This window comes from Streptomyces sp. HUAS ZL42 (assembly GCF_040782645.1).
Classification (GTDB): domain Bacteria; phylum Actinomycetota; class Actinomycetes; order Streptomycetales; family Streptomycetaceae; genus Streptomyces.
The window spans coordinates 7,156,544-7,174,286 of sequence record NZ_CP160403.1 but is presented as its reverse complement, the minus strand read 5'-3'; the positions used below and the strand labels follow the sequence as shown (position 1 = coordinate 7,174,286).

The 17,743-nt window shown below is 70.1% G+C and carries 17 protein-coding genes; 6 read left to right on the top strand and 11 right to left on the bottom strand.

Annotation, left to right across the window (positions count from 1 at the left end):
• Positions 1-53: 53 nt before the first annotated feature.
• From ABZO29_RS32600 to coxB, 3 genes are read right to left on the bottom strand one after another with little or no spacing between them, the layout of a single operon-like run.
• Positions 54-452 carry a cytochrome c oxidase subunit 4 gene (locus tag ABZO29_RS32600; RefSeq protein ID WP_367323759.1) on the bottom strand — a complete coding sequence of 133 codons (399 nt, stop codon included), beginning with the start codon at positions 450-452 and terminating at the stop codon, positions 54-56.
• Positions 449-2,185 (bottom strand): cytochrome c oxidase subunit I, encoded by a 1,737-nt coding sequence (gene ctaD / locus ABZO29_RS32595; RefSeq protein WP_367323758.1) that lies wholly within the window; start codon positions 2,183-2,185, stop codon positions 449-451. The genes ABZO29_RS32600 and ctaD overlap by 4 nt, the downstream gene beginning before the upstream one ends.
• The gene (coxB, locus tag ABZO29_RS32590; protein WP_367323757.1) at positions 2,182-3,141 is read right to left on the bottom strand and encodes a cytochrome c oxidase subunit II; all 960 of its coding nucleotides are present in this window, start codon (positions 3,139-3,141) and stop codon (positions 2,182-2,184) included. Before coxB ends, ctaD begins: the two co-directional genes overlap by 4 nt.
• Positions 3,142-3,432: 291 nt before the next feature.
• On the opposite strand from coxB, the gene ABZO29_RS32585 reads away from it, so the two are divergent.
• Entirely contained in the window at positions 3,433-4,809 is a 1,377-nt protein-coding gene (locus ABZO29_RS32585; RefSeq protein ID WP_367323756.1) for a cysteine desulfurase/sulfurtransferase TusA family protein, read from the top strand.
• Here ABZO29_RS32585 and ABZO29_RS32580 read toward each other — a convergent pair whose 3' ends face one another.
• Positions 4,810-5,784, bottom strand: coding sequence for a carbohydrate kinase family protein (locus tag ABZO29_RS32580; protein WP_367323755.1), 975 nt, complete (start codon positions 5,782-5,784; stop codon positions 4,810-4,812).
• 194 nt (positions 5,785-5,978) lie between these two features.
• Here ABZO29_RS32580 and ABZO29_RS32575 point away from each other — a divergent pair, with 194 nt between their 5' ends.
• Together ABZO29_RS32575 and ABZO29_RS32570 are read left to right on the top strand one after the other, a co-directional pair.
• Positions 5,979-6,188 carry a hypothetical protein gene (locus tag ABZO29_RS32575; RefSeq protein ID WP_367323754.1) on the top strand — a complete coding sequence of 70 codons (210 nt, stop codon included), beginning with the start codon at positions 5,979-5,981 and terminating at the stop codon, positions 6,186-6,188.
• 172 nt (positions 6,189-6,360) lie between these two features.
• On the top strand, positions 6,361-8,184 hold the full coding sequence (locus ABZO29_RS32570) for a hypothetical protein (protein WP_367323753.1): 1,824 nt from the start codon (positions 6,361-6,363) through the stop codon (positions 8,182-8,184).
• 82 nt (positions 8,185-8,266) lie between these two features.
• Here ABZO29_RS32570 and ABZO29_RS32565 read toward each other — a convergent pair whose 3' ends face one another.
• On the bottom strand, positions 8,267-8,623 hold the full coding sequence (locus ABZO29_RS32565) for a HesB/IscA family protein (RefSeq protein ID WP_367323752.1): 357 nt from the start codon (positions 8,621-8,623) through the stop codon (positions 8,267-8,269).
• A 377-nt stretch (positions 8,624-9,000) separates the two neighbouring features.
• Here ABZO29_RS32565 and nadA point away from each other — a divergent pair, with 377 nt between their 5' ends.
• Entirely contained in the window at positions 9,001-10,185 is a 1,185-nt protein-coding gene (nadA, locus tag ABZO29_RS32560) for a quinolinate synthase NadA (RefSeq protein ID WP_367323751.1), read from the top strand.
• A gap of 15 nt (positions 10,186-10,200) precedes the next feature.
• On the opposite strand, the gene ABZO29_RS32555 is transcribed toward nadA, so the two are convergent.
• The 5 genes from ABZO29_RS32555 to ABZO29_RS32535 form a co-directional block, all read right to left on the bottom strand.
• Positions 10,201-12,453, bottom strand: coding sequence for a protein kinase (locus tag ABZO29_RS32555; RefSeq protein ID WP_367323750.1), 2,253 nt, complete (start codon positions 12,451-12,453; stop codon positions 10,201-10,203).
• A gap of 88 nt (positions 12,454-12,541) precedes the next feature.
• Positions 12,542-13,219 carry a response regulator gene (locus ABZO29_RS32550; RefSeq protein ID WP_367323749.1) on the bottom strand — a complete coding sequence of 226 codons (678 nt, stop codon included), beginning with the start codon at positions 13,217-13,219 and terminating at the stop codon, positions 12,542-12,544.
• Positions 13,216-14,439 carry a sensor histidine kinase gene (locus ABZO29_RS32545; protein ID WP_367323748.1) on the bottom strand — a complete coding sequence of 408 codons (1,224 nt, stop codon included), beginning with the start codon at positions 14,437-14,439 and terminating at the stop codon, positions 13,216-13,218. Before ABZO29_RS32545 ends, ABZO29_RS32550 begins: the two co-directional genes overlap by 4 nt.
• A gap of 103 nt (positions 14,440-14,542) precedes the next feature.
• On the bottom strand, positions 14,543-14,821 hold the full coding sequence (locus ABZO29_RS32540) for a hypothetical protein (RefSeq protein WP_367323747.1): 279 nt from the start codon (positions 14,819-14,821) through the stop codon (positions 14,543-14,545).
• 40 nt (positions 14,822-14,861) lie between these two features.
• Positions 14,862-15,632 (bottom strand): PspA/IM30 family protein, encoded by a 771-nt coding sequence (locus ABZO29_RS32535; RefSeq protein WP_367326309.1) that lies wholly within the window; start codon positions 15,630-15,632, stop codon positions 14,862-14,864.
• A gap of 263 nt (positions 15,633-15,895) precedes the next feature.
• Here ABZO29_RS32535 and ABZO29_RS32530 point away from each other — a divergent pair, with 263 nt between their 5' ends.
• Both ABZO29_RS32530 and ABZO29_RS32525 read left to right on the top strand, forming a co-directional pair.
• On the top strand, positions 15,896-16,531 hold the full coding sequence (locus ABZO29_RS32530) for a DUF3043 domain-containing protein (protein ID WP_367326308.1): 636 nt from the start codon (positions 15,896-15,898) through the stop codon (positions 16,529-16,531).
• Positions 16,532-16,614: 83 nt separating this feature from the next.
• Entirely contained in the window at positions 16,615-17,316 is a 702-nt protein-coding gene (locus ABZO29_RS32525; protein ID WP_367323746.1) for a class I SAM-dependent methyltransferase, read from the top strand.
• 64 nt (positions 17,317-17,380) lie between these two features.
• Here ABZO29_RS32525 and ABZO29_RS32520 read toward each other — a convergent pair whose 3' ends face one another.
• Positions 17,381-17,593: a hypothetical protein gene (locus tag ABZO29_RS32520; protein WP_367323745.1), complete on the bottom strand. Its 213-nt coding sequence runs from the start codon at positions 17,591-17,593 to the stop codon at positions 17,381-17,383.
• Positions 17,594-17,743 lie beyond the last annotated feature (150 nt).

Below are 17,743 nucleotides of genomic sequence, written 5' to 3'. Positions count from 1 at the left end.
GAGCCCGGACCCTCCGTGACGGTGGGTCCGGGCTCCCGGGCGCTCAGGGTGTGCTACTGGGTGCGGTTCTCACCGCGGTAGTACTCGAAGACCCAGCCCCAGATGCCGATCAGGATGATCGGGGCGGCGAAGTACAGCAGCCACCAGCCCACCGCGACACCGAGGAAGGCGATCGCGCCGCCGATGCCCAGCGACAGCGGCTGCCAGCTGTGCGGGCTGAAGAAGCCCAGCTCGCCGGCGTCGTCCGCGACGTCCGCCTCCTTGTTGTCCTGAGCACCCGCGTCGACCCGCCGGGCGGTGAAGCCCAGGTAGAAGCCGATCATGATGCTCAGGGCGAAGGCCAGGAAGAGGGCCGTGGTGCCGGCCGGCTCCTTCGACCACACGCCATAGACGATCGCCATGGCGAGGAGGAAGACGCTCAGCCACATGAACATCTTGCCCTGGATTCTCACTTGCCGGCCTCCTTGCCGCCCGAGATGGCGTCGGCACCGTGGCCGGCGTACTCCAGCTGCTCGAGCGCGGCGATCTCAGGGTGGTGCAGGTCGAACGCCGGGGATTCGCTGCGGATCCGCGGCAGGGTGAGGAAGTTGTGCCGCGGCGGCGGGCAGGAGGTCGCCCACTCGAGCGAGCGGCCGTAGCCCCACGGGTCGTCGACGCCGACCGGCTTGCCGTACTTGGCCGTCTTCCACACGTTGTAGAGGAACGGCAGGATCGACAGGCCCAGCAGGAACGAGCTGATCGTCGAGATCGTGTTCAGGGCGGTGAAGCCGTCGGCTGCCAGGTAGTCGGCGTACCGGCGCGGCATGCCCTCGGCGCCCAGCCAGTGCTGGACCAGGAAGGTGCCGTGGAAGCCGATGAACAGCGTCCAGAAGGTGATCTTGCCGAGGCGCTCGTCGAGCAGCTTGCCGGTGAACTTCGGCCACCAGAAGTGGAAGCCGGAGAACATCGCGAAGACCACGGTGCCGAAGACGACGTAGTGGAAGTGCGCCACCACGAAGTACGAGTCGGAGACGTGGAAGTCCATCGGCGGCGAGGCCAGGATGACACCGGTCAGACCACCGAAGGTGAAGGTGATCAGGAAGCCGGTCGCCCACAGCATCGGCGTCTCGAAGGACAGCGAGCCCTTCCACATGGTGCCGATCCAGTTGAAGAACTTCACACCGGTCGGGACCGCGATCAGGAAGGTCATGAAGGAGAAGAACGGCAGCAGCACACCGCCGGTGACATACATGTGGTGCGCCCACACCGTCACGGACAGACCCGCGATCGAGATGGTCGCCGCGATCAGGCCCATGTAGCCGAACATCGGCTTGCGGGAGAAGACCGGGATGACCTCACTGATGATGCCGAAGAACGGCAGCGCGATGATGTACACCTCTGGATGGCCGAAGAACCAGAAGAGGTGTTGCCAGAGCAACGCTCCGCCGTTGGCCGGGTCGAAGATATGGGCGCCGAACTTGCGGTCCGCCTCCAGGGCGAACAGCGCGGCCGCCAGCACCGGGAAGGCGAGCAGGACCAGGACACCGGTCAGCAGCACGTTCCAGGTGAAGATCGGCATGCGGAACATGGTCATGCCGGGTGCGCGCATGCAGATGATCGTGGTGATGAAGTTGACCGAGCCGAGGATGGTGCCGAAGCCGGAGAAGGCCAGACCCATGATCCACATGTCGGCGCCGACGCCCGGCGAGCGGACCGCGTCCGACAGCGGGGCGTAGGCGAACCAGCCGAAGTCGGCGGCGCCCTGCGGGGTGAGGAAGCCGGCCACCGCAATCAGCGAGCCGAACAGGTACAGCCAGTAGGCGAACATGTTCAGCCGCGGGAACGCCACGTCCGGCGCGCCGATCTGCAGCGGCATGATCCAGTTCGTGAAGCCGGCGAACAGCGGCGTCGCGAACATCAGCAGCATGATCGTGCCGTGCATCGTGAACGCCTGGTTGAACTGCTCGTTCGACATGATCTGCAGGCCCGGCCGGGCCAGCTCGGCGCGCATGACGAGCGCCATCACGCCACCGATCAGGAAGAACGCGAAGCTCGTGACCAGATACAGCGTTCCGATGGTCTTGTGGTCGGTGGTCGTCAGCCACTTCACCACGACATTGCCGGGCTGCTTGCGCCTGACCGGCAGCTCGTTCTCGTACGAGTCCTCAGCTGCGGCGGCACCCTGGGGTTCGTTGAGGATGCTCACAGGTTGTTCGTCTCCCGGTTCTTCTCGTGGCTCGTCTGCTCGATGCCCGCGGGAACGTAACCGGTCTGCCCCTTCTTGGCGAGGTCCTTGAGGTGCTGCTCGTAGCGCTCGGGGGAGACGACCTTCACGTTGAACAGCATCCGGGAGTGGTCGACGCCGCAGAGCTCGGCGCACTTGCCCAGGAAGGTGCCCTGCTTGTTGGGGGTCACCTGGAAGGCGTTGGTGTGGCCCGGGATGACGTCCTGCTTCATCAGGAACGGCACCACCCAGAAGGAGTGGATGACGTCGCGCGAGGTCAGGACGAAGCGGACCGTCTTGCCCTCGGGGAGCCACAGGGTCGGGCCCGGGTTGTTGGTCTGCGGGTTCCGCTCACCGGGGGTGCCGCAGGAGTAGACACCGCCCGCGTTGTCCGGGAAGTCCTTCTTGAACCGGTCCGGAATCGCGGCCAGGTTCTCGTCGGTCTTCGCGTCACCGGTGGAACCTTCGACGTCCGCGACGTAGTTGAAGCACCAGCTCCACTGGAAGCCGACCACGTTGACCGTGACGTCGGGCTTCTTCTCGAGGCTGAGGAGCTTGGACTCGTCGCGAGCGGTGAAGTAGAACAGCACCGAGACGATGATGATCGGTACGACCGTGTACAGCGCCTCGATGGGCATGTTGTACCGGGTCTGCGGAGGAACCTCGACCTTGGTGCGGCTGCGCCGATGGAACATGGCGCTCCACAGGATCAGTCCCCACACCAGCACGCCGACGGCGAGCGCGGCGGCCCAGGAACCCTGCCACAGGGAGAGGATCCGCGGAGCCTCTTCCGTGGTCGGGGTGGGCATACCAAGGCGGGGGAAGTCCTCCCATGTGCAACCGGTGGCGGTCGCCAGGACCAGGCCCGCGGTCATTGCCTGCAGCAGCTTCCGCCGCATCGGGCGCCGCGGCGAGCGGTCGGAGCCGTTGGGACTCACGTAGCGCCTTCCCGAGAGTCTCGCCCGCGCGGTTCGGCTGCGGCCTTCTCGCTGGTCGGTCGCCGCCCTGCGTCGGGCAGGGGTTTGATGTTTATGCGGACCAAACCCTACTGGACGCCATCCGGCGGTTCGCGGGGAGGGGTGCCATACGCGCCGCGGGTCAGCCCGAAGGGGGGTTGCCTGGCGGGGGCGCCTAATAGCCAGGGGAGTTCGGTCGCGTTTGCGGCTGCGGTTCCGTTGTGGTTTCTCGCGCAGTTCCCCGCGCCCCTTCAGGACGCTTAGCGTTGCTGTGTGGCTTACTTCGATGCGGCTTCCGCCGCTCCCCTGCATCCCGTTGCCCGGCAGGCTCTTGCCGCCTCGCTCGACGAGGGGTGGGCCGATCCTGCGCGGTTGTACCGGGAGGGGCGGCGGGCTCGGCTGCTGCTTGATGCCGCGCGGGAGGCGATGGCCGAGGCGGTGGGGTGCCGGGCGGACGAGTTGGTGTTCACGTCCTCCGGAACGCGGGCCGTGCATTCCGGGATCGCCGGGGCGCTGGCAGGGCGGCGGCGGGTGGGACGCCACCTGATCGTGTCAGCGGTCGAACACTCCTCGGTGCTCCATTCGGCGGAGCTGCACGAGGCCGACGGCGGGACGGTGACACAGGTGGCCGTGGACCGTACGGGCGCGGTGGCCGTGGAGTCGTATGGGGAAGCCCTGCGCCCCGACACCGCGCTCGCCTGTCTGCAGTCGGCCAACCACGAGGTGGGGACGGAGCAGCCGGTGGCCTCCGTGGCCGCGGTGTGCCGGGAGGCCGGTGTGCCGCTGCTGGTGGACGCGGCTCAATCGCTGGGCTGGGGACGGGTGGAGGGTGACTGGTCGCTGCTGACGGCCAGTGCCCACAAGTGGGGCGGGCCGGCGGGAGTAGGGCTGCTCGTCGTGCGGAAGGGTGTGCGGTTCGCGGCCCAGGGCCCGGTCGACGAGCGGGAGTCGGGGCGGGCCGCCGGGTTCGAGAACATCCCGGCGATCGTGGCCGCGGCGGCCTCGCTGCGGGCGGTACGGGCGGAGGCGGCGGCCGAGGCGGTACGGCTGCGGGAGCTGACGGACCGGATCCGGGCACGGGTGCCGAAGCTGGTGCCGGACGTGGACGTGGTCGGGGATCCGGCGCGGCGACTGCCGGGACTCGTCACCTTCTCCTGTCTCTATGTCGACGGAGAGACATTGCTGCACGAGCTGGACCGCTCCGGTTTCTCCGTCTCGTCCGGATCGTCCTGCACGAGCAGCACCCTGACGCCGAGCCATGTGCTGAAGGCGATGGGGGTGCTGAGCGAGGGCAATGTGCGGGTGTCGCTGCCGACGGGGGCCGCGGAGGAGGACGTGGACCGCTTCCTGTCGGTGCTACCCGAGGCGGTGTCGGCCGTACGGGAGAAGCTGGGAGCGCCGACTTCCCCCGCGGCCGTACGCGACGACGCGCTCGTCGTGGACGCGCTGGGCAGGCGCTGCCCGATTCCGGTGATCGAGCTGGCGAAGGTCATCGGGGACGTGCCGGTGGGCGGCACGGTCCGGGTGCTCTCGGACGACGAGGCGGCCCGGCTCGACATCCCCGCGTGGTGCGAGATGCGGGGTCAGGAGTACGTGGGTGAGGAGCCGGCGGACCACGGTTCGGCGTATGTGGTCCGCCGCGTCTCCTGACTAGGCGAGGTGCTTGCGGACCTCGGCGGCCGCGTCATCGCCGTACGCCTTGGTGAAGCGGTCCATGAAGTGGGCGCGGCGCAGCTGGTACTCCTGCGTGCCGACCGTCTCGATGACGAGCGTGGCGAGCATGCAGCCGATCTGGGCGGCGCGCTCCAGGGAGACGCCCCAGGCCAGGCCGGAGAGGAAGCCGGCGCGGAAGGCGTCGCCGACGCCGGTCGGGTCGGCCTTGCGCTCCTCCTCGGGGCAGCCGACCTCGATGGGGTCCTCGCCGACGCGCTCGATGCGCACGCCGCGCGAGCCGAGGGTGGTGACGCGGTGGCCGACCTTGCCGAGGATCTCCTCGTCCGTCCAGCCGGTCTTGGACTCGATGAGGCCCTTTTCGTACTCGTTCGAGAACAGGTACGTCGCCCCCTCCAGCAGTATCCGGATCTCGTCGCCGTTCATGCGGGCGATCTGCTGGGAGAAGTCGGCGGCGAACGGGATGGAGCGGGTGCGGCACTCCTCGGTGTGCCGGAGCATCGCCTCCGGGTCGTCGGCGCCGATGAGGACCAGGTCGAGGCCGTCGACGCGGTCGGCGACGGTCTTCAGCTCGATCTGACGGGCCTCGCTCATGGCACCGGTGTAGAAGGAGCCGATCTGGTTGTGGTCGGCGTCGGTGGTGCAGACGAAGCGGGCGGTGTGCAGCGTCTCGGAGATGCGGACCGAGCCGGTGTCGACGCCGTGCCGGTCCAGCCAGGCCCGGTACTCGTCGAAGTCGAAGCCCGCGGCGCCCACCAGGATCGGCTTCGTGCCCAGCTGTCCCATGCCGAAGGCGATGTTCGCGCCGACGCCGCCCCGGCGCACGTCGAGGTTGTCGACGAGGAAGGAGAGCGAGACCGTGTGCAGCTGGTCCGCGACGAACTGGTCGGCGAAGCGGCCGGGGAAGGTCATGAGGTGGTCGGTGGCGATGGAGCCGGTGACTGCGATGCGCACGGCGTGGACTCTCCTGTGGAATCAAGAAGGGGCGCGCGATAGCGCTCGTTGGAAGGGTGGTGGCGCAAGACGGGAGGGCGGGTCGACAGTTCACGCTACCGGGTCCGCGTGGGGCTCTGCGAGGCTGCGGAGCAGGTGAAACTACCCGATAGTAGATCTTTCTTCGCGCGGCGCGACGTGCATACGGTTCCGGTATGACGAACCTCAAGGTCCATGCCCCGGCCCCGGCCGACCTCGACGGCGACCTGGCGTCGCTGCTCGGTGACTGCGCCCGGATGTCTCCGCACTGGACGGCCCCCGACCGGGACGTCTCCCTGCCGGTGTCCCCTTCACTCATCCACGGCGTGATCGTGCCGACGACGTCGGCGCGGCTGCTGGACGCGATGTCGGACTACGGGGACTGAGGCAGCCGGAGCGAGGCCCGGGTGCTCCTTCAGGGAACCGTGCGCTCCCCCGCTGCGTCCCATCGGCGTCCCCCGTAAAGGGGATGTGGGATACGACCATCCGGCAGGCCGTTTTGACAGGGCCGGGTCAGGTTGGTCACAGGGACGGCTGTGCAGCTGAAGGAGCGATGCGGTGAACACCGAGCGACCCGACAACGACGACGCGGGCGCCTCCGGCGGGGCCGTGGAGGGGGCGCGGGAGGAGAACGGGGAAGAGCAGCGGCAGGAGACGGAGGCCGTCGAGGCCGCCCATGAGCCCGAGGCCGAGGCGACCACCCCGGAGCGGGAGCCCGACGCCGACGCGACCGCCCCGGAGCCCGATGCCGACACGGTCTCCGAGGCCGCACCCGCTCCGGAGACCGACACCGCTGCCGACGCCGCCGCGCCCGAGGCCCGGGAACCCGACGAGGCCGCGGCCACGGACGACGTGCACGTCGTCGCTCCCGCGCCGGACGGCCAGGAGCACCCCGGTGGCCGCCCCGTTCGCCGTCGCTCGCCCGTGATCATCGCCTCCGTCGCCGCCGCCGTGCTGCTCGCCGGGGGCGGCGGGGCGTACCTCGCCATGAGCGCCTCCGGGGGCTCGGGCGGTCGTACGGGATCCGGGGTCCCCGGTGGTGACGGCACTCCCCCGCCGCTCGCGCTCGACGGCTACTCCGAGAGCGGCTCGGGCGACGGTACGGGCGGTGTCGCGCCCGGCGAGCCGAACCCGTACGGCGCCACCTACAAGGCCGCCGGTGCGCTCCCCGACGGCCCCGACTCGGCGCCCGTGTTCTGGGCGAAGGGCGAGGTCACGAAGGAGGAGGTGGCCCGGCTGGCCGAGGCGCTCGGCATCGAGGGAACGCCGGTGGCCGCAGGCCGGGCGTGGCAGGTCGGTCCCGGCAAGGACGGCCTGGGTCCGAGTCTGCAGGTGAACAAGGAGGCTCCGGGGGCGTGGACGTTCACCCGCTACGCACCGGGTACCGACGACTGCAAGAAGAGCACCCCGGTGTGCACGCACGACCCCACCGCCCCCGCCGGCGACCCGGTGAGCGTCGAGGCCGCGAAGAAGGCGGCCGCGCCGGTCCTCAAGGCGCTGGGTCAGGACGACGCGAAGGTGGACGCGAGTCAGATCATGGGCGCCCAGCGGGTCCTGAACGCGGATCCGGTGGTCGGCGGCCTGCCCACGTACGGCTGGACGACCGGGCTGAGCGTCAGCGCGCAGGGCGAGGTGGTCACCGGCAGCGGTCAGTTGAAGGCACCGGTGGAGGGGGACACGTATCCCGTCCTGGGAGCGCAGAAGACGCTGGACCTGATGAACGCGGCGCCGGCGACCGACCACCGGATGGGTATCGGCGGTTGCGCCAGTCCCGTACCGCTGAAGGACCGGCAGGAGGAGCCGTGCGGATCGTCGACCGCGGCTCCGGCGCAGCAGTCGATCACGGTCGAGGACGCGGTGTTCGGGCTGGCCTCGCACTATGCGCAGGGGCGGCAGGTGCTGGTCCCGTCGTGGCTGTTCGACGTACGGGCGTCGGGCGCGAAGGACACCTTCACGGTGACCCGTCCGGCGGTCGAGCCCGAGTACCTGACCTCGACGACGACGTCCCCGGGTGTACCGACCGAGCAGCCCAGCCCGCGGCCGAGCGGCCCGGGCGACGAGCCGACCTCGGCGCCGAAGACGCGTGACGTGCAGGTGGAGGGCTACACGGCCGAGGGCAAAGAGCTGACCGTGAGCTTCACGGGCGGGGTGTGCGCCGACTACCGGACGACGGCGACGGAGACCGGGGACAAGGTGACGGTCAAGGTGACCGAGACCCCGTGGCCCGGCAAGGTCTGCATCCTGATCGCCAAGATCTACCACCAGACCGTGCAGCTCGAGGAGCCGCTCGGCGACCGGACGGTCGTCGGGACGGACGGCAAGGCGGTCCCTCTGGAGAAGGCGGGGGCACGGCTGCCGGAGACGTCCACTCAGCCGCAGTAGTCCTCTGCGGCGACGCACGGAAGGCGGCGGCCCTGTCGGAGGGGGCCGCCGCCTTCGCGTTGTTCAGCTGTTCGGCCGTCGCTCAGCTGAAGGAGTCGCCGCAGGCGCAGGAGCCCGTCGCGTTCGGGTTGTCGATCGTGAAGCCCTGCTTCTCGATCGTGTCCACGAAGTCGATCGTGGCGCCGCCCAGGTACGGGGCGCTCATGCGGTCGGTGACGACCTTGACGCCGCCGAAGTCCTTCTCCACGTCGCCGTCGAGGGAGCGCTCGTCGAAGAAGAGCTGGTAGCGCAGGCCGGAGCAGCCACCGGGCTGGACGGCTACGCGCAGCGCGAGGTCGTCACGGCCTTCCTGGTCGAGCAGGGTCTTGACCTTGGACGCCGCGGCGTCGGTCAGGATGATGCCGTCGCTGACGGTGGTGGTCTCGTCCGATACGGACATCTACATCTCTCCCGGGTTGTACGGAGACTGCTTGCCGACGGTTGCAACAGACCGGGCCGTGGATTCATTCCGGCCCGGGCGCTCGGCTTTCCGCCCGTTCCTGCCGACGGCTCTTTCATGCTCGCACACGCGCGAGGATGCGGACAGCGGCCTGTGGACAACGCCCTGTGGACAACGCGACATCGCCGTGCGACGACCGTCCGGCGTCCGGGTGTCGGGATTCACGTCACATCGACGCAATGGCCGTCGTCAAAGTGACGTGAAGCGGTTATGATAGATAGCGTCAAATCGACGAGAAGTCGAAACGGTGTCCCGAATGTCCCGCCGGGTCCGGTCCTCCGGTCCCGGCGAGCCGCAGAACAGAAAGGGTGCGTGTCGTGACCACCGCCCCCACCCAGGAGCTCGACGTACAGCCGACGCCCCTCGCCCTGCTGCTCCTCGGCCGCGAGGCCGACCCGAAGAGCGAGCGGGGCGTCGAATGTCCCGGCGACCTGCCCTCCCCGTCCGACCCGGACCTGGTGGAGCGCGCCCGCGCGGCCAAGGAGAAGCTCGGCGACAAGGTCTTCGTCCTCGGCCACCACTACCAGCGCGACGAGGTCATCCAGTTCGCCGACGTCACGGGCGACTCCTTCAAGCTGGCCCGGGACGCGGCGGCGCGCCCGGAGGCCGAGTACATCGTGTTCTGCGGTGTGCACTTCATGGCGGAGTCGGCGGACATCCTGACGTCCGACGACCAGAAGGTGGTCCTGCCGGACCTGGCGGCCGGCTGCTCGATGGCCGACATGGCGACCGCCGAGCAGGTCGCGGAGTGCTGGGACGTGCTGACCGAGCCCGGCATAGCCGAGCAGGTCGTGCCCGTCTCGTACATGAACTCGTCCGCGGACATCAAGGCGTTCACGGGCAGGCACGGCGGCACGATCTGCACGTCGTCCAACGCGAAGCGGGCCCTTGAGTGGGCCTTCGAGCAGGGCGAGAAGGTGCTGTTCCTGCCCGACCAGCACCTGGGCCGCAACACCGCCGTCCGCGACATGGGCATGTCCCTGGAGGACTGCGTCGTTTACAACCCGCACAAGCCCAACGGCGGACTGACGGCGGACGAGCTGCGCGCCGCGAAGATGATCCTGTGGCGCGGCCACTGCTCGGTGCACGGCCGGTTCTCGCTCGACTCGGTGAACGACGTGCGCGAGCGCATCCCGGGCGTGAACGTCCTCGTCCACCCCGAGTGCAGGCACGAGGTCGTGGCCGCGGCCGACTACGTCGGTTCGACGGAGTACATCATCAAGGCCCTGGAGGCGGCCCCGGCGGGCTCCAAGTGGGCCATCGGCACGGAGCTGAATCTCGTACGACGCCTCGCGAACCGTTTCGCGCCCGAGGGCAAGGAGATCGTCTTCCTCGACAAGACGGTCTGCTTCTGCTCGACCATGAACCGCATCGACCTGCCCCACCTGGTCTGGGCGCTGGAGTCACTGGCCGAGGGCAGCCTGGTCAACCGGATCGAGGTCGACAAGGAGACCGAGGCCTTCGCGAAGCTCGCGCTGGAGCGGATGCTGGCGCTGCCGTAGCCGTCCGCCCCGCTGTCACCCCGAGACGGGTTTCCGCTCGGGGTGCGCGGGGTCCAGGCTGAAGACCGTGCCGTCCGGGGTGCTCACGATCAGTGCGCCGCCGTACGGCAGCACCTTGGACTTGGTCACGTCGCCGCTCGCGAGCTGCTCGGCGTGGGCGCCCGTCTCCCACAGCAGCGTGCCCTTGCGGGTGTCGAGGGCCGCGACCCGGCCGCTGGTGCTGGCCAGGTACAGGGTGCGGGTGCGGGCGTCGTACGTGGGCTGTCCCGAGCCCTCGACGCCGGTCCGGGTCTCCCACAGCTGTGTGCCGGTCAGCGGGGACACCGCGGCCACCTGGCCGTTGGCCTGGGTGATCCACAGGGTGTCGGCGGCCAGCCGCACCGAGCCGTCGTAGGTCTTCGCCAGCTTCGTCGTGGTGGCGGCGCCGGTGTCCGGGTCGAGCAGCCTGATCTCGCCGAACTTCAGCCCTTCGGGGCGCGCCGGGCCGCTGTAGCCGCCGACCACGAAGGCAAGCCGGCCGCCGACGGTGCCGAGCAGGCCGCTCGCGTTCGGGGTGTTCAGACGCCGGAGCACCGATCCGTCGGCCTTGTTCAGCTCCAGGAGTACGGCGTCCTTGCTCGCGTCGTCCGGGAAGCAGTGCGCGTACAGGCGGGAGCCGGCCGTCGCGAACTGGCAGTAGTCGTCGGAGGGCAGCTGGGTGGTCCAGCGGTCGGTGCCGGTGCGCGGGGAACGGGCCGTCACAAGCCGACCGCTGGTGTCGGGGGTCAGGACGAGGTCGCCGGACACGATCTGGTCGACGGTCACGTTGTTCCGCTCGCGGGCCCACAGCTGCTCGCCGCTCTCGGTGTCGAGGGCGACGATGCTGACCTTCTCGCCCCCGGTGGCCCCGTGTTCGAAGTGCTGGACGAGCATCGCATCGTCCCGCACACCCAGGAGATCGAAGACGTTCCGCCCCTTGTCCGCGCCCTCGGCGGAGGACGCGAGCGCGGAGCGCCAGACCGTGGCGCCGGTACGGCCGTCCAGACGGACCGGGAGGATGTTGTTGCCCGCGCAGTAGACCGCGTTCTCGTACCGCTGGCAGGTGGCGTCGCCCGCGTCTTTGCTGTCCTTCGCCAGCGCGTTGACCTCGCCCAGCGGTGACGTCTCGGACATCGTCGTCTGCCAGGGCTGCCAGCCGGTGGGTACGGCCGCCCATCGGGAGTTCGCGGACGAGGCGGAACCCGCCGCCGGTTCACCGTCCGAGAAGCCCGGCCCGAACCGCAGGTACCACCCTGTCCCGAGGGCCAGGACAACCACCGCGCAGGCCACCGCCGGCAAGGGGCGGACCCTGCGGCTTCGCGTGCGCCCGGACCGAGTGGCCTTCGCGGGCCCCGCGCCGCCGGTCCCGGCGTAGGTCTCCTCGACGGTCCTCAGGTCGGCCAGGCGCAGGGTCGTGGTGTCCGGGTCCATGGGGTCGGGCTCGGGCAGCGCCTCGGCGAACTCCTTGGCCAGAACGTCCAGTTGGGGCCGGTCGGCGGGCTCCTTGACCAGGCAGCGCTCCAGGACCGCGCGCAACGGCCGCGGCACACCGTCCAGTCCGGGCGCCTCGTGGACGACCCGGAAGGCGGTCATGTAGGGGCTGTCGGCGTCGAAGGGACCGCGTCCGGTGGCCGAGAAGACCAGGAGCGCGGCGAGCGAGAAAACGTCCGAGGCGGGGCCGACCGAGCGGGCGTCGGTGAACTGCTCCGGGGACATGAACGGCGGGGTGCCGATCATCTGGCCGGTCTCGGTGAGGGTGTTGCGGTTCTCCACCGCCCTGGATATGCCGAAGTCGATGACGCGGGGACCGTCCTCCGCCATCAGGACGTTGGCCGGCTTCAGGTCCCGGTGCACCACCCCGGCGCGGTGGATGTCCTGCAGCGCCTCCACCAGCCCCAGCGCGAGCCGCCGCAGCGCGGTGCCCCGCAGCGGGCCGTGATCACGCAGCCGCTCGGCGAGCGAGCTGCCGGGCACGTACTGCGTGGCCATCCAGGGCCGCGGCGCTTCCGGATCGGCGTCCACGACCGGTGCGGTGAAGGCACCGCTCACCTTGCGGACGGCCTCGATCTCCCGCCGGAACCGGGTGCGGAAGACGGCGTCCTCGGCGTACTGGGCGTGCACCACCTTGACGGCGACGTCACGTCCGGAACGCGATCTGCCCCAGTAGACGACGCCCATGCCGCCGGAGCCGAGCCGGTCGACCAGTCTGTACCCGCCGACGGACTTCGGGTCGTCCCTGTGCAGCGGCACAGCCAAACCCCTTCCCCCGCAAAGTCGTTCGAGGGCCACAGGATACGTAACCGCGGTAACTGCTCCGGGCAGTACGGCTGAAGGTGGGTCAGTCCACTCTCGGACGGACCAGCCCCGACTCGTACGCGATCACCACGAGCTGGGCGCGGTCCCGGGCGCCCAGTTTGGCCATGGCCCGGTTGACGTGTGTCTTCACCGTCAGCGGGCTGACCTCGAGGCGCTCGGCGATCTCGTCGTTGGAGTGGCCGCCGGCGACCTGGACGAGGACCTCACGCTCGCGGACGGTGAGCGCGTCGAGCCGCCCGGCGCGGGCGGGGTCGTGGTCCGCCGCGTCGCCCTGGGCGAGGAAACGGGCGATCAGGCCCTTGGTGGCGGCGGGCGAGAGCAGGGCCTCGCCGCCCGCGGCCACGCGGATGGCGCTGAGGAGTTCCTCCGGTTCGCTGCCCTTGCCCAGGAAGCCGGAGGCTCCCGCGCGCAGGGACTGCACGACGTAGTCGTCGACCTCGAAGGTGGTCAGGATGACCACCCGGACATGGGCGAGGTCCGGGTCGGCGCCGATCATGCGGGTCGCGGCCAGCCCGTCCGTGCCGGGCATCCGGATGTCCATCAGGACGACGTCGGCGCTCTGCTGCTTCGCCAGCCGCACCGCCTCCGCGCCGTCGGACGCCTCGCCGACCACCTCCATGTCGGGCTCGGAGTCGACGAGCACACGGAAGGCGCTGCGCAGCAGCGCCTGGTCGTCGGCGAGCAGGACACGGATGGTCATGCGCTCTCCCCCGAGGTGGCGGTGCGGGTCTTGACCGGAAGGATCGCATGGACCCGGAAGCCGCCTCCGTAGCGGGGACCGGTGGTGAGGGTGCCGCGCAGTGCGCTGACGCGCTCCCGCATGCCGAGAAGGCCGTGCCCGCCGCCGGAGTACGGGTCGTCGTCCTCGCCACTGCCGTCGTCGAGGACGGTGACCTCGATGTTCGGTCCCACGCGTACGACACTGACCTCGGCCTTGGCGTCGGAGCCCGCGTGCTTCTGCACGTTCGTCAGGGCTTCCTGGATGACGCGGTACGCGGCCAGGTCGACGGCGGCCGGAAGAATGGTGCCGTTGTCGGCGCGGGCGACCTCGACCCGGAGGCCCGCGCTGCGGAAGGTGCCGGCGAGTTCGTCGAGGCGAGCCAGGCCGGGGGCCGGTTCGGTGGGGGCCTCGGGGTCGCCGGACTGACGGAGGAGGCCCACCGTGGCGCGCAGTTCGTTGAGCGCGGAGCGGCTGGCTTCGCGTACGTGCGCGAGGGCCTCCTTGGCCTGGTCCGGCCGTTTGTCCATCACATGGGCCGCGACCCCGGCCTGGACGTTGACCAGGGCGATGTGGTGGGCGACGACGTCGTGCAGATCGCGCGCTATGCGCAGGCGTTCCTCGGCGACGCGGCGCCTGGCCTCCTCCTCGCGGGTGCGTTCCGCTCGCTCGGCGCGTTCGCGTATGGCCTGGACGACCGCGCGGCGGCTGCGGACCGCGTCTCCGGCGGTGGCTCCGATGCCGGTCCAGGCGAAGATCGCGAGATTCTCCTGGGCGTACCAGGGCAGGGGGCCGGCGAGCATGGCGGCGCCGGTGAGGACCGTCATGGTGAGCAGGCCGACGCGCAGGGTGGTGTGACGGTCGGTGGTCGAGGCGACCGTGTAGAGGGCGATCACGGCGGACATCGCGACCGGGGCGCGGGGATCACCGGCGGTTACGCACTCGACGAGGGAGACGGTGCCCGTGAGGGCGAGGACCGTCATGGGGGCGCTTCGCCGGAAGACGAGGGCTACGGCGCCGAGGGTGATGAGCAGGAGGCTGAGCGGGTCCGGAGTGCGGACACCCCAGGTGACGCCGTTCTCCCCGTGCGGGTCCACGAACGAGCCGGCGACCATGCAGACGAGGACGCCGGCGGCCAGCGCCGCGTCCAGCGCGAGAGGGTGCGCTTTCAGTTGGGTTCTGGCCGCTTCGAGGGTGCTCACGCTTGTCAAAGGTACGGGGGCCCCGGCCGGTGGGGAACGTGCGGTTCCCCGCCCCGTCCTCGAACGGCGGACGGGCTGGACACTGCTGACGGCGCTGTACGCGTCAGCCCGGAATCAACCCGTCGTCGCTCAGCAGCTCCCGAACCTCCTCCAGCGTGGCCTCCGGGGACGGGAGGATCAGTTCCGACGGTTCCAGGGAGTCGTCGGGCAGTGGTTCGCCCAGGTCGCGGACCTTGGTCAGCAGGGCCTGGAGGGTGCGGCGGAAGCCCGGGCCGTCGCCGTTCTCCATTTCGGCCAGGAGCTCGTCGTCCAGCTTGTTCAGCTCGGCGAGGTGGCTGTCCGCCAGCCTCACCTGCCCCTCCCCCATGATCCGTACGATCATGTCGCCCTCCTCGGCGTGGGCCCCGGCTGTCGCGCCCTGGTCACTGCTTGTCGAAGCGCGGGGTGTCCTGCGACTGCTGCTGGGACTGCGACTGGCCGGTGCCGCCCTCGATGGCCTGCTGCCCGCCGGTCGAGCCACCGGCCAGCTCCGCCTTCATGCGCTGCAGCTCCAGCTCTACATCCGTACCACCGGAGAGCCGGTCCAGCTCGGCCTGGATGTCGTCCTTGGCCATGCCGCTGGGGTCGTCCAGAGCGCCGGAGGCCAGGAGCTCGTCGATCGCGCCGGCCCGCGCCTGCAGCTGCGCCGTCTTGTCCTCGGCCCGCTGGATGGCCAGGCCGACGTCGCCCATCTCCTCGGAGATGCCGGAGAAGGCCTCGCCGATACGGGTCTGGGCCTGGGCCGCCGTGTAGGTCGCCTTGATCGTCTCCTTCTTCGTACGGAAGGCGTCGACCTTCGCCTGCAGGCGCTGGGCCGCCAGGGTGAGCTTCTCCTCCTCGCCCTGGAGCGTCGAGTGCTGTGTCTCGAGGTCCGTCACCTGCTGCTGGAGCGCCGCGCGGCGGGAGAGCGCCTCGCGTGCCAGGTCCTCGCGGCCCAGCGCGAGCGCCTTGCGGCCCTGGTCCTCCAGCTTGGTGGACTGCTGCTGCAGCTGGTTGAGCTGGAGCTCGAGGCGCTTGCGGGACGTCGCCACGTCCGCGACGCCGCGGCGGACCTTCTGGAGCAGCTCCAGCTGCTTCTGGTACGAGTAATCGAGGGTCTCGCGCGGGTCCTCGGCCCGGTCAAGGGCCTTGTTCGCCTTCGCGCGGAAGATCATCCCCATACGCTTCATGACACCGCTCATGGGCTTCGCGCGCCCCCTTCTGACCGAGTCCAGCTCCAGCTCTGCGACAGAACCCACAGTACGGGCCCTGCATCCATTGACGCACTGTTCGGGGACGGATGCGCTCATCCCCAAGGACGACTGCGCATGCCCCCGCTCCAGCGTAGGGAGTAGGTGCTCCCCGGGGACGAGGTGTACGCAACGTCCACTCTGTCCCCCTACAGACGACTGGTGTTGCCGGATCGTTCCCCGCGGGGCTGGGGTCCAACCCCGGACACCCCTTACCCTTGGGTTTTGTGTTCCGTAGCCGTGCCAAGGAAGAGAAGGCCCCCGCCGACAAGGCGCAGGTGACCAACTCCAAGCAGACCCGTGACCCCGAGGCCCCCAAGGGCCGGCCCACGCCCAAGCGCAGTGAGGCCCAGACCCAGCGCCGCAGCGTCGCCAATACGTCGACGTCGCGCAAGGACGCCGCCAAGCGCCAGCGCGAGGAGCGCCGTGCGCAGCTCGAGCGGCAGCGCCAGGCGCTGGCCGGCGGCGACGAGCGGTACCTGCCGGCCCGCGACAAGGGCCCGGTCCGTAAGTTCGCGCGCGATTTCATCGACTCGCGGTTCAACGTGGCGGAGTTCTTCCTGCCGATGGCCGTGCTGATCCTCGTGCTGAGCATGGTGCGGGTGGCCTCGCTGCAGAGCATCGCGCTGCTGCTGTGGCTCGTCGTGATCGTGCTCATCGTGCTCGACTCGATCCTCACCGGTTTCCGTCTGCGGAAGCGGCTGAGTGAGCGCTTCCCGGACCAGAACAGGAAGGGCGCCGTCGCCTACGCGCTCATGCGCTCCCTCCAGATGCGCCGGCTCCGGCTGCCGAAGCCTCAGGTCAAGCGCGGAGAGCGGCCCTGAGCACGACGTCTTTCTCCGGGGGTGCGGCCGAGGCCTGGCTGAGCAAGCTGGGTGGGCTGCGTGATGTCGTACGGCAGGAGTTGGTGGCCCGCCAGCTCGACGAGCAGATAGCCGGGCGTTTCCCGGTCGGGCAGCGGCTGCGGGTGCTCGACGTGGGGATGGGCCAGGGGACGCAGGCACTGCACCTGGCCCGCGCCGGCCATCAGGTGACCGGACTCGAGCAGGACGCGAAGATGATCGCGGCGGCGCGGGAGGCCCTGTCCGGCGAGCCCGAGGGCATCCGCGAGCGGATGCGGATCATCGAGGGCGACGGCCGGGACACCGGGGTCCACTTCCTGCCCGGCAGCTTCGACGTCGTGCTGTGCCACGGCGTTCTCATGTACGTCAATGAGCCGGACCCGCTGCTGGCGGGCCTGGCGCGGATGCTCGCCCCGGGCGGGCTGCTGTCGCTGCTGGTGCGCAACGGGGACGCGCTGGCGATGCGGCCCGGCATGTCCGGCGACTGGGCGGGGACGCTGGGCGCCTTCGACACGACCACGTACCGGAACCGGCTCGGGCTCGACGTCCGGGCCGATCGTCTCGATGCGCTGACCGCGACCCTGGCGGGCATCGGGGCGCCGCTGCACGCCTGGTACGGGGTGCGGGTCTTCACCGACACGGCGGCGGACGGGGCGGAGATCCCGGCCGACGTGGAGACGCTGCTGGCGGCCGAGGAGCGGGCCGGGCGGACGGATCCGTACCGCCGGGTCGCCGCGTTGCTCCATCTGTGCGGTGTGCGCGGCTGACGCCGCGCCGAGAAGCCGGAAGGGGCGGTCCGTACGCGGACCGCCCCTTCGTCTCTCCGCTCGCTCACGCCTCGGCGGCGTGAAGACTCATCGGGCCGTAGATCTCCGTGGCGTCCTCGAACAGCCGCACCTGGTCCGCGCCACCCTCGAGCAGAGCCTTCCAGTGCTCCCCGATCCAGGACTCGGCGTCCCCCTGGGTCGTGAACTCCTCGGGCTGCACCGCGGGCTGGATCTCCGTCCCGTCGGCCTTCTCGAACCGCCACGCCCATGCCGCCATGTACGCCTCCCAGTTGTGAACACGTGCCGAGCAGAAGCGTATGCGTTCCGCTGGGTGAGCTGTGAGAGCGCGGGTGATCGGGCCGGTGCGGGTCGTGCGGGGTCGATCGCGCCCCTTGGGTGGGTCTCGGGTGCGCATGTTGTGGGGTGG